We start from the raw sequence: 11,732 nt of genomic DNA, 5'->3' as shown, positions 1-11,732 counted from the left end.
TTAATTCATATATGGTCTCTGAGGTGAAAAAGATGAAGCGTATAGGAGTTTTAACGAGCGGTGGGGATTCCCCAGGAATGAATGCAGCTGTGCGCGCAGTTGTAAGGAAAGCGATTTACCATAATGTTGAAGTTTACGGTATTTATAATGGATATTCAGGTCTAATTAACGGTAAAATTGAGAAACTTGAAATAGGTTCAGTTGGCGATATCATTCATCGTGGAGGAACAAAACTTTACACGGCAAGATGCCCTGAATTCAAGACAGTTGAAGGTCGTGAAAAAGGCATTGAGAACTTAAAAAAATTCGGTATTGAAGGACTTGTTGTGATCGGCGGAGACGGTTCATTCATGGGAGCGAAGAAATTAACTGAGCTCGGTTTTCCATGTGTAGGTGTCCCGGGTACAATCGACAACGATATCCCAGGTACTGATTTCACTATTGGCTTTGATACAGCACTTAATACAGTCATTGACGCCATTGATAAAATTCGTGATACAGCCACATCTCATGAACGTACATACGTAGTGGAAGTAATGGGAAGACATGCTGGTGATATTGCTCTTTGGTCAGGTCTTGCAGGCGGAGCCGAATCTATTTTGATTCCTGAAGCAGACTATGACATGGATGAAATTATCGCGAGATTAAGAAGAGGGCACGAGCGCGGCAAGAAGCACAGTATCATCATCGTCGCAGAAGGCGTAGGCAGCGGTGTTGAATTTGGTAAGCGGATTGAAGAGGAGACAAGCCTTGAAACCCGTGTATCTGTCTTAGGACATATTCAGCGCGGAGGTTCTCCAAGCGCATTTGACCGAGTACTCGCAAGCCGTTTAGGAGCATACGCAGTAGAACTTCTTCTTGAAGGAAAAGGCGGACGCTGTGTGGGCATTCAAAGCAACGAACTCGTTCACCACGATATTTTAGATATCTTAGATAAAAAACATACAGTCGATCAAAATATGTACCGACTTTCACAAGAGCTCTCTATATAAAACGAGAAGACCTTAGGAGGAACAGTAATGAGAAAGACAAAAATCGTTTGTACAATCGGTCCAGCAAGTGAAACCATTGAAAAGCTGACTGAATTGATTGAAGCAGGAATGAATGTAGCCAGACTAAACTTCTCTCATGGAGATTTTGAAGAGCATGGTGCACGCATCGAAAACATTCGTAAAGCAGGTAAAACATTAGGCAAGGACATTGCGATCCTTCTTGATACAAAAGGTCCAGAGATCCGTACACGTACAGTTGAAAACGGCTCAATTGAGCTAGTCGCTGGTGCAGATCTTATCGTAAGTATGGAAGACATTGTTGGAAATACGGAAAAAATTAGTGTGACGTATGAAGAGTTAATTCATGATGTAGAAGTAGGCTCAACGATTCTGTTAGATGATGGTCTCATTGGTTTAGAAGTCAAAGAACTGAACATGGACCGCAAAGAAATCGTCACAAAGGTCATGAATACAGGTACGCTCAAAAACAAAAAAGGTGTAAACGTACCAGGTGTAAGTGTGAACCTGCCAGGTATTACAGAAAAGGATGCCAATGATATTCTGTTCGGAATTGAACAAGGCGTCGATTTCATCGCAGCTTCTTTTGTGAGACGAGCTTCTGATGTTCTTGAAATTCGTGAGCTTCTTGAAAAGAATAACGCGGCTGACATTCAAATCATTCCTAAAATTGAAAACCAAGAGGGTGTTGATAACATCGATGAAATCCTTGAGGTATCAGACGGTTTGATGGTTGCACGTGGAGATCTTGGTGTAGAGATCCCGGCAGAAGAAGTACCGCTTGTTCAAAAAATGCTGATCAAAAAATGCAATCGCTTAGGCAAACCAGTCATCACAGCGACCCAAATGCTTGACAGCATGCAGCGTAATCCTCGTCCAACTCGTGCGGAAGCAAGTGACGTGGCAAATGCTATTTTTGATGGCACAGATGCGATTATGCTTTCTGGTGAAACAGCAGCAGGAACATATCCAGTGGAAGCTGTACAAACGATGCATAACATTGCATCACGTTCAGAAGATGCACTCAACTATAAAGCCATTCTTTCTCGTAGAAGCGAAGAAGTAGATGTCAGCATTACAGATGCCATTGGTCAATCTGTTGCACATACAGCGATGAAGCTTGACGTTGCAGCGATTGTGACACCTACGGAAAGCGGTCATACAGCGAGAATGATTTCAAAATATAGACCAAAAGCACCAATCGTAGCAGTCACAGCAAACGAATCAGTAGCGAGAAAGCTGTCTCTCGTATTCGGTGTATTTGCAAAGAGCGGATCAAAAACGACATCTACTGATGAAATGCTTGAGAATGCAGTCGAGAAGTCGATTGAAACAGGCTATGTGAGACATGGCGATTTAATCGTTATTACAGCTGGTGTGCCAGTTGGTGAAACAGGTACTACGAACTTAATGAAAGTTTATGTTGTCGGTGACATCATTGCGAAAGGTCAAGGAATTGGCCGTAAATCTGCATTTGGACCGGTTGTCATTGCACAAAGCGGAAAAGAAGCAGAGGAAAAAATGTACGATGGTGCGATTCTTGTCGCAAACTGTACAGACCGTGACATGATGGGTGCTTTAGAAAAAGCATCTGCCTTGATCACTGAAGAAGGCGGCTTAACAAGCCATGCAGCAGTCGTTGGACTTAGCCTGGGCATTCCAGTGATTGTGGGTCTTGATGGTGCTACAACACTGCTAAAAGAAGGCGAAGAAATTACAGTAGATCCGGCACGCGGAGCGATCTACAAAGGCCGTGCAAGCGTCCTTTAAATGATACACACGAGGGGAGTTGTCTGACTCCTCTCTTTTTTTATGTTACACTAAAAAAAGTAAAACAGCTTTCGGGTGAAAGATACCCCATGAGGTGATATGGCTTGAAAAAATATTTGCTACTATTATTGATTCTGTTCCCTGCAGTGGAAATCAGTTTATTTTTAATATCAAGTAAAATCATTGGCATTTTGCCAACGATGCTGATGATCGTACTCACGAGTGCATTAGGTGCTTATTTTGCAAGAAAACAAGGAATCGAAGCTTTTCAAAAAGTGCAAAGAGATTTACAATATGGCAAAATGCCAGGGGTAACGATTGTCGATGGTTTTTGCATTCTAATCGGCGGTCTACTTCTGCTCATTCCCGGCTTCTTATCGGATATCATCGGTGCGCTGCTGCTCATTCCGATGACGAGAAAGCAAATCAAGCCGCTTTTTGAACGCTGGCTCAGGAAACTGTCTAATCGCAGTCGCTATACAATTATTCGCTAAAGAGACCTTGAGCTGAAGGTCTCTTTTACTTTTGCATGCCGTACCGAATGTACTGATAGATATCCCTGAAAACACCTGCATTACGAAATGCTTGCCACACGACAAGGGAGGCAGGGCCAATGACGAGTCCGAGGAAACCCAACCATTTTAACCCGACAAATAGTGCCACAAGGGTGGCTAAAGGATTAAGCCCAATGGATTTGCTTAAGACTTTTGGCTCTGAAATTTGTCTTTGAATGAGCACGACAATATACAAAATGCCGAGCCCGATGGCGAGTGAAAGGTTTCCTGTCATAGCAGAGTAAATGATCCATGGCAGAAAAACAGTGCCGCTACCGATATAAGGAAGTAAATCGACAAACCCAATACATAAAGCAATGACAAGGGCGTGCTCGACTTTTAAGATGATCAGTCCAATGACGACAAGGCCGATGGTCATAGCAACAAGCAAAAGCTGCGCCTTCATAAAACCGGTAATGGCTTTTTTGATTTCAGATAAAATGGCTCGTGTATGCTGCATCCATTTTGCGGGAAAGATACGAGAACCATATTTTTTTAATGTAAACCAATCTTTCGTGATAAAAAAAGTCGCCAGTGCAGAAAACAAAAGGGTTGCGGCTGCATCAGGCAAAAGACCTAAAAAAGCCGGGATGAGCTCGAGTGTTTTTGAAAGAAAAGTCCCTATTTTTGCGGCAGCTTCATCGCCTAGCGCTTGGATTTGTCCCAAAATCGATTCCTTTTGACCTGCTTGAAGTGTATTAAATTGGGCGGTTACATCATGGTACAAAGGCAGGATCTTATCTGTAAAAAACTGTTCCACAATCCCAATCATTTGATCAAGGTGACCAGGCAGAACCTTTGCCAAATAAGCACTTCCTGAAATGATTTCTGCTACTAAGAGTGTGATGAAACCGGCTGCTACTACTAAAAAGAGCAGTAGTACAATGACTACAACAAATCCTCTCGGCATTCCGGTGATCTCTTCTATTTTGCATACAGCAGGGTGAATCAGGCAGGATACAATAAGTGCAATCCAAAAAGGATATAAAAAAGGAAAAGACTGATATAAAAAGGCAACCGCAAATACAGCAATGCCGATCATCATCAAACTTCGTAGAAAAATGGCCATATAGGTGTGGTTCACACAATCCCCTCCAAAAAACAAGCATGTCCGATACTTCATTTTATTCAAAAAGATTAGTAATATGAAAAGGTCGCAATAAAAAGAAAGGAAGGGGCGGCGTATGTTTACTCAAGCAAATTTATTTTTGGTTCTTTTACTCGTTATTGCACTTATTGCAAAAAACAATTCATTAATTTTAGCGGTTTCTGTGCTCATTGGGATTAAACTGATTGGTTTGGATCAAAAAATTTTCCCAGTTCTTCAATCGAAAGGCATCAATTGGGGGGTCACCGTCATTACAATTGCTGTGCTTGTTCCTATTGCAACAGGTGACATTGGATTTAAGCAGCTTGGAGAAGCCATGAAATCATCTTATGCTTGGATTGCACTTGGAGCGGGTATATTAGTAGCATTAATCGCAAAAAACGGTATTGTGCTACTCGAAAATGATCCGCATATCACGGCAGCGCTTGTGTTCGGGACGATTTTGGCAGTTAGCTTATTTAAAGGTGTAGCTGTCGGTCCGCTGATCGGAGCAGGAATTGCTTATTTGGCGATGCAGGCTGTGAAATTTTTCAGCGGTTGAAAAGAGAGTGGTTCATGCCACTTTCTTTTTTATTTTTTTCTTGCGTGAGCTTTTGCAAAAAAACATAATTAAATATAATAAAAGAAGCAAAATCCCTTTATTCCATGCCTGATATGGAAGACTGGAAAAAAAAATATCAAAAAAAATTATAGTTAAACATTTAACAAATGTCTGATTATTGTTTATAATGGGAATAGGCTTAATTTTGAACTCATTGATCACACAAGAGATATGAGGCTAAAAGCGCTCTAACCGTATAGGTAAATGTAAGCATTTTCTTTTCTGAACCTGCCGTCTTATTCGGATTGGATAGCGCTTTCAAAAAGCGAGAATTCTGCAACGAAGGGGAATCTTTTTAAAAAGGGGAGATTGAACATGACAGCAACAAGAGGTCTTGAAGGTATTGTGGCAACAACTTCATCCGTAAGCTCAATTATTGATGATACTCTTACTTATGTAGGGTACAATATCGATGATTTAACTGAAAAAGCTACATTCGAAGAAATTGTCTACCTGTTATGGCACTTAAAGCTGCCGAATGAGCAAGAGCTGAGTGAGTTAAAACAGCAGCTCAACGAAAATGCTCACATTCCGCAAGAAATCATTGAGCACTTTAAATCGTATTCGCTGGATGGGGTTCATCCAATGTCTGCGATTCGTACAGCGGTATCCTTACTAGGATTACTTGATGACGAATCAGAGATTATGGACAAAGAAGCGAATTACAGAAAAGCCATTCGCTTACAGGCGAAAATTTCTGGACTAGTCGCTGCGTTTTCACGTATTCGTAAGGGACTTGAGCCTGTACAGCCAAAAGAAGAATACTGCTATGCTGCGAACTTCTTGTATATGCTAAATGGCGAAGAGCCGTCACCAGTAGAAATTGAGGCAATTGATAAGGCACTCATTCTACATGCGGATCATGAATTAAACGCATCGACATTTACAGCGCGTGTATGTGTTGCTACACTATCAGATATCTACTCTGGTGTAACAGCGGCTATCGGTGCGCTGAAAGGACCACTTCATGGCGGAGCCAACGAAGGCGTGATGAAGATGCTTTCAGAAATTGGCGAAGTTGAAAACGTAGATTCCTATATTCATGGTAAGCTAGAGAAGAAAGAAAAAATTATGGGCTTTGGCCACCGTGTATACCGTCAAGGTGACCCGCGTGCAAAGCATCTAAAAGAAATGAGCCAGCGTTTAACAAACCTGACTGGCGAGCCGAAATGGTATGAAATGTCTGTTCGCGCAGAGGAAATCGTGACATCAGAGAAAAATCTTCCACCAAATGTTGATTTTTATTCTGCATCTGTATATCACAGTCTTGGGATTGATCATGACTTGTTTACACCAATTTTCGTGATCAGCCGATTCTCTGGATGGATTGCTCACATTTTAGAGCAGTATGACAACAATCGTCTCATCCGTCCAAGAGCTGACTACATTGGACCTGATCTTCAAACGTTTGTTCCGATCAGTGAAAGAGACTAATGTTTATAGAATAAGCGGAGGCTGATCCTCAAGAAGGCCAATCAGCCTCCATATCAACAAAAAACGAATCATGTGAAAAACTTCTTCGCTTGCAGACATCAAGCCAAGAAGTTTCAAATATTCACTACATAACCTGGGAGGTAATATCATTGTCACAAGGCGAAAAAATTACAGTTACTGGCGGCGTATTGAATGTACCAAATAATCCAATTATCCCGTTTATCGAAGGGGACGGAATCGGTCCTGACATTTGGAAAGCAGCATCAAGAGTACTTGAAGCCGCTGTAGAAAAAGCATATAAAGGTGAAAAGCAAATCACTTGGAAAGAAGTATATGCCGGTGAGAAAGCTTACAATAAAACTGGAGAATGGCTTCCTGAGCAAACACTTGAAGACATTCGTGAATACTTAATCGCAATCAAAGGACCACTGACAACACCAATCGGCGGAGGAATCCGTTCGTTAAACGTGGCACTTAGACAAGAGCTTGATCTATTCACATGCTTACGTCCAGTTCGCTGGTTCAAAGGCGTACCGTCTCCTGTGAAACGTCCAGAAGACACAGATATGGTCATCTTCCGTGAGAATACAGAAGATATCTATGCTGGTATCGAGTATGCACAAGGATCAGACGAAGTGAAGAAGTTAATTGACTTCTTGAAAAACGAATTAGGTGTAAACAAAATCCGTTTCCCAGAAACATCAGGTATCGGAATCAAGCCAGTTTCTGAAGAAGGAACTTCTCGCCTTGTCAGAGCGGCTATCCAATATGCAATCGACCAAGGCCGTAAGTCTGTGACACTTGTTCACAAAGGAAACATCATGAAATTCACAGAAGGTGCCTTCAAAAACTGGGGCTACGAAGTGGCTGAAAAAGAGTTTGGCGACAAGGTCTTTACATGGGCACAATATGATCGTATTGTGGAACAAGATGGAAAAGATGCGGCAAACAAAGCGCAAAGTGAAGCAGAAGCTGCTGGCAAAATTATTGTCAAAGACAGCATTGCAGATATTTTCCTTCAACAAATCCTAACTCGTCCAGCTGAGTTCGATGTTGTGGCAACAATGAACTTAAACGGAGATTACATCTCTGATGCTCTTGCAGCACAAGTTGGTGGAATTGGTATCGCACCAGGTGCGAACATCAACTACGAAACAGGACACGCTATTTTTGAAGCGACTCACGGAACAGCACCTAAATATGCTGGTCTTGATAAAGTGAACCCATCTTCTGTTCTTCTATCAGGCGTGCTTTTACTTGAGCACCTTGGCTGGCAGGAAGCAGCTGATCTAGTGATTCAATCTGTTGAAAATACAATTGCATCAAAAGTCGTCACTTACGATTTTGCTAGATTAATGGATGGCGCAAAAGAAGTGAAGTGTTCTGAGTTTGCTGACGAGCTCATCAAAAACTTGTCTTGATTCTTAAACTTTAAAGTTAAAGGGGAAAAAGGAAATGGCAAACAAGCGTAAAAAAGTATCTGTTATCGGAGCAGGCTTTACTGGAGCAACTACAGCATTTCTAACGGCTCAAAAAGAATTAGCGGACGTCGTATTAGTCGATATCCCGCAGCTTGAGAACCCAACAAAAGGGAAAGCACTTGATATGCTGGAAGCAAGTCCTGTTCAAGGCTTCGATGCAAACATTACAGGAACTTCTAACTACGAAGATACAGCCGGTTCTGATGTCGTGGTCATTACGGCGGGGATTGCAAGAAAGCCGGGAATGAGCCGTGACGATCTCGTGTCAACAAATGAAAAAATCATGCGCAGTGTGACACGCGAAATCGTTAAATATTCTCCAGAAGCCATCATTGTTGTATTAACAAACCCTGTTGATGCAATGACGTATGCAGTTTATAAAGAATCAGGATTACCAAAAGAAAAAGTCATTGGACAATCGGGCATTCTTGATACAGCACGTTTCCGTACGTTCGTTGCTCAAGAATTAAACCTATCTGTTAAAGACGTGACGGGCTTTGTGCTTGGTGGACATGGCGATGACATGGTTCCTCTTGTTCGTTACTCTTATGCAGGCGGTATCCCGCTTGAAACATTGATTCCTAAAGAGCGAATTGATGCAATTGTTGAAAGAACAAGAAAAGGCGGCGGCGAAATCGTGAACCTGTTAGGTAACGGTAGTGCATATTATGCACCTGCTGCTTCACTAGTCGAAATGGTTGAGGCGATCCTTAAAGATCAGCGCCGCGTCATGCCGACGATTGCTTACCTTGAAGGTGAATATGGCTACGAAGGCATTTACCTAGGTGTACCAACAATCGTAGGTGGAAACGGCCTTGAGCAGATCATCGAGCTTGAGCTGACAGAAGAAGAAAGAAGTCAGCTTGACCGTTCTGTTGAATCAGTTAAGAATGTCATGAAAGTATTGTCTTAATATGAATAAAAAAGAAGGCTTCTCGTATGAGGAGTCTTCTTTTTGTTTACAAAACAAATCTTGTCGAAATTTTAAATTGTTCTCTTGTTAAGCTTTCGTTAAAATGAAAGAGAAAGCATGACTTCTCGCTTTTCACATAAGATACAAAAAACGGATGCAGGGGAAATCACTAATTGGAGGCACAACATGAATAAAAAAATATTAGTTGTGGATGATGAAGAATCGATTGTAACACTTCTAAGCTATAACCTTGAAAGAGCGGGCTATGATGTCGTCACAGCAAGAGACGGGGAAGAAGCGCTTGAAAAAGCAACAAGTGAACAGCCTGATCTCATTGTATTAGATTTAATGCTTCCGAAGATGGACGGCATTGAAGTGTGCAAACAACTGAGAATTCAAAAAATGATGTTCCCTATTTTAATGCTGACAGCAAAGGACGATGAATTTGATAAGGTGCTAGGTCTTGAGCTTGGGGCCGATGATTACATGACAAAGCCATTCAGTCCTAGAGAAGTGGGTGCTCGGGTAAAAGCCATCTTGAGAAGAGCACAGCAATCTCAGCCTGCCCCCACGCAAGAGGAGAAGGAAGAAATCGTTGCAGATCAAATCAAAATTGGTGAACTGCGCATTTTACCAGAACACTACGAAGTCTATTTCCAAGAAAAACGTCTAGAGCTGACGCCAAAAGAATTTGAACTACTGCTTTATTTGGCGAAGCATAAAGGACGTGTCCTCACGCGTGATTTATTGCTAAGTGCCGTTTGGAATTATGACTTTGCAGGTGACACTCGTATTGTGGATGTCCATATTAGTCACTTGCGGGACAAAATTGAAAAGAACACGAAAAAACCAACATACATTAAAACGATTCGCGGCTTAGGCTACAAATTGGAGGAGCCGAAGTCAAATGAGTAAAATTAGAACCCGTCTGTTTTCGGGACTCATTTTTCTCCTTTTTATTGTGTTTGTGGCACTTGGTCTTTTCCTGGATCACATGTTCCATGTTTTCTATGAAACAAAATTAACAGAACGAATGGAAAAGGAATCGAGCTTTCTCCTGTCTTCTATGAATGGTGATGATCTAAAGGCGAAGCAAAACAAAGAGGTCCTCAACCAGGCAAAGCAGCATTTTGATATGAATGCGTCGATTGTGGATTTAAAGGGGAATATCATACATACAACGGGTCAAGCAGAACAAAAGGCCGTCATTCAAAACACACTAAACAATGAACGTCTCCAAACAAAAGGGGTCGTTATTGACGATGAGAAGGATGCGCTTTTCCATTATGCTGTCCCGATCTTAAAACAAAACGAACCAGCGGGTTATTTATTTCTTCATGCGTCATACGAGCCTTTAAATGAAATTGACGGCCAGCTTTGGCTTGCATTAGCCTTTTGTCTTGGCTCGGCGATTATCATTATCGTTTTCTTTGGGTACCGCATGTCGATGAAATATGTGAAACCAATTGATTATGCGACAAAGGTAGCCAAACAGCTAGAACGCGGGAACTATGATACGAATAACTATGAAGAGCTGATGATTGAAACAAGTGAACTGAATACTTCCATGAAGCGTTTGGCAGGAAGTCTTCAAGAAATGACAAGTGCCGGTGAAATGCAGAGAGACCGGCTGCAAACGGTCATTGAAAATATTGGAGCGGGGATTATATTGATTGATAAGATGGGGTATATCCACCTCGTCAATCGAACCTTCCGCAAGCAGTTTAAGGTGCAAAAGCACATTTACATGCACAAGCTGTATCACGAAGCGTTTACCCATGAAGAGATTATCGAATTAATTGACGAGATTTTCATGACAGAAACGAAGGTGCGGAAGTTTTTACGTCTAGCCGTTGACATTGAACGCCGCTACTTCCAAGTGGATGGTGTACCCATTTTAAGTACAGACGATGAATGGAAAGGAATTGTTCTCGTATTTCATGACGTGACAGAAACGAAGCAGCTGGAGCAGATGCGAAAAGATTTTGTCGCCAATGTGTCTCATGAGTTAAAAACACCGATTACGTCGATTAAAGGATTTTCTGAAACCCTTCTTGATGGCGCGATTGATGACAAAGAAGCACTGACAGAATTTCTTTCTATCATTTTAAAAGAGAGTGTCCGTCTAGAAACATTGATTCAAGACTTACTTGATCTTTCTAAAATTGAGCAACAGCAATTCAAGCTGAATATTCAAGAAGCCAATGCGACAGAAATCATCCAGGAGATTCAAGTGCTGTTAAGTCAAAAGGCTACAGAAAAAGGCATTCAATTACATGTGCGTGTCCCAAAAGAACCGGTCTATGTCATGGCAGACCCGCTAAGGTTAAAGCAAATCTTTCTCAATCTCGTTAATAATGCCCTTACCTATACACCAGAGGGAGGAAGTGTCACCATCTCAGCAAGACCGCGAAAAGGTGCCTATGAATTTGATGTAGCAGATACAGGAATTGGTATGAAGAAAAGTGAGATTCCAAGAATATTTGAGAGATTTTATCGAATTGATAAAGATAGAAGCAGGAATTCAGGCGGTACAGGTCTTGGGCTTGCCATTGTCAAACACCTTGTGGAGGCGCATGAAGGAACAATTTCTGTCGGCAGCAAACAAGGTAAAGGAACGACTTTTACAGTGAGCCTGAAATCGACATAGAGAAAAAAGGAAAGTCACGTTAAAATTTACATGATCTTTACAATGAATTCATGTTTTGTTAAACATTCATTGATAGGATGAATAGGAACCCCTTCATCCAAGGAGCCAATTTTGGAAGGACGAAAACACTTGTTGTTTTCGTCCCTTTTTTATGCAGGCTCGACTATTTTCTTTTCAAAATAAACTTTGATAAAATGAAGATACAATGTGT

The 11,732-nt window shown here is 41.6% G+C and carries 10 protein-coding genes; 9 read left to right on the top strand and 1 reads right to left on the bottom strand.

Annotation, left to right across the window (positions count from 1 at the left end; all coding sequences use genetic code 11):
- Nucleotides 1–32 precede the first annotated feature (32 nt).
- From pfkA to MKY83_RS13815, 3 genes are all read left to right on the top strand, one after another.
- Nucleotides 33–992: a 6-phosphofructokinase gene (gene pfkA / locus MKY83_RS13825; protein ID WP_012010865.1), complete on the top strand. Its 960-nt coding sequence runs from the start codon at nt 33–35 to the stop codon at nt 990–992.
- A gap of 27 nt (nt 993–1,019) precedes the next feature.
- A complete protein-coding gene (gene pyk / locus MKY83_RS13820; RefSeq protein ID WP_065098581.1) occupies nt 1,020–2,780 on the top strand; it encodes a pyruvate kinase in 1,761 nt (586 codons plus the stop codon).
- Nucleotides 2,781–2,884: 104 nt separating this feature from the next.
- Entirely contained in the window at nt 2,885–3,274 is a 390-nt protein-coding gene (locus tag MKY83_RS13815) for an FxsA family protein (RefSeq protein WP_065098580.1), read from the top strand.
- 25 nt (nt 3,275–3,299) lie between these two features.
- Here MKY83_RS13815 and ytvI read toward each other — a convergent pair whose 3' ends face one another.
- Nucleotides 3,300–4,418: a sporulation integral membrane protein YtvI gene (gene ytvI / locus MKY83_RS13810; protein WP_065098579.1), complete on the bottom strand. Its 1,119-nt coding sequence runs from the start codon at nt 4,416–4,418 to the stop codon at nt 3,300–3,302.
- Between the two features lie 100 nt (nt 4,419–4,518).
- Here ytvI and MKY83_RS13805 point away from each other — a divergent pair, with 100 nt between their 5' ends.
- The 6 genes from MKY83_RS13805 to MKY83_RS13780 all read left to right on the top strand — a co-directional run bounded on the left by MKY83_RS13805 (nt 4,519) and on the right by MKY83_RS13780 (nt 11,521).
- Entirely contained in the window at nt 4,519–4,983 is a 465-nt protein-coding gene (locus tag MKY83_RS13805; RefSeq protein ID WP_044139290.1) for a DUF441 domain-containing protein, read from the top strand.
- A gap of 375 nt (nt 4,984–5,358) precedes the next feature.
- Entirely contained in the window at nt 5,359–6,477 is a 1,119-nt protein-coding gene (gene citZ, locus MKY83_RS13800) for a citrate synthase (RefSeq protein WP_342487426.1), read from the top strand.
- A gap of 149 nt (nt 6,478–6,626) precedes the next feature.
- The gene (gene icd / locus MKY83_RS13795; RefSeq protein ID WP_044139289.1) at nt 6,627–7,898 is read left to right on the top strand and encodes an NADP-dependent isocitrate dehydrogenase; all 1,272 of its coding nucleotides are present in this window, start codon (nt 6,627–6,629) and stop codon (nt 7,896–7,898) included.
- 34 nt (nt 7,899–7,932) lie between these two features.
- Entirely contained in the window at nt 7,933–8,871 is a 939-nt protein-coding gene (gene mdh, locus MKY83_RS13790) for a malate dehydrogenase (protein ID WP_007501693.1), read from the top strand.
- Between the two features lie 186 nt (nt 8,872–9,057).
- Entirely contained in the window at nt 9,058–9,786 is a 729-nt protein-coding gene (locus MKY83_RS13785; RefSeq protein ID WP_342487425.1) for a response regulator transcription factor, read from the top strand.
- The gene (locus MKY83_RS13780) at nt 9,779–11,521 is read left to right on the top strand and encodes an ATP-binding protein (protein WP_065098577.1); all 1,743 of its coding nucleotides are present in this window, start codon (nt 9,779–9,781) and stop codon (nt 11,519–11,521) included. Before MKY83_RS13785 ends, MKY83_RS13780 begins: the two co-directional genes overlap by 8 nt.
- Nucleotides 11,522–11,732 lie beyond the last annotated feature (211 nt).

Source organism: Bacillus sp. FSL M8-0266 (assembly GCF_038613425.1).
Taxonomy (GTDB): Bacteria; Bacillota; Bacilli; order Bacillales; family Bacillaceae; genus Bacillus; species Bacillus pumilus.
This window is presented reverse-complemented; position numbering and strand designations above follow the sequence as displayed.

Excerpts from the sequence above, each read along its gene's own strand:
- MKY83_RS13780 (WP_065098577.1), top strand. The coding sequence starts at position 9,779 with ATGAGTAAAATTAGAACCCGTCTGTTTTCGGGACTCATTTTTCTCCTT.
- pfkA (WP_012010865.1), top strand. The coding sequence starts at position 33 with ATGAAGCGTATAGGAGTTTTAACGAGCGGTGGGGATTCCCCAGGAATG.
- MKY83_RS13805 (WP_044139290.1), top strand. The coding sequence starts at position 4,519 with ATGTTTACTCAAGCAAATTTATTTTTGGTTCTTTTACTCGTTATTGCA.
- citZ (WP_342487426.1), top strand. The coding sequence starts at position 5,359 with ATGACAGCAACAAGAGGTCTTGAAGGTATTGTGGCAACAACTTCATCC.
- pyk (WP_065098581.1), top strand. The coding sequence starts at position 1,020 with ATGAGAAAGACAAAAATCGTTTGTACAATCGGTCCAGCAAGTGAAACC.
- mdh (WP_007501693.1), top strand. The coding sequence starts at position 7,933 with ATGGCAAACAAGCGTAAAAAAGTATCTGTTATCGGAGCAGGCTTTACT.
- MKY83_RS13785 (WP_342487425.1), top strand. The coding sequence starts at position 9,058 with ATGAATAAAAAAATATTAGTTGTGGATGATGAAGAATCGATTGTAACA.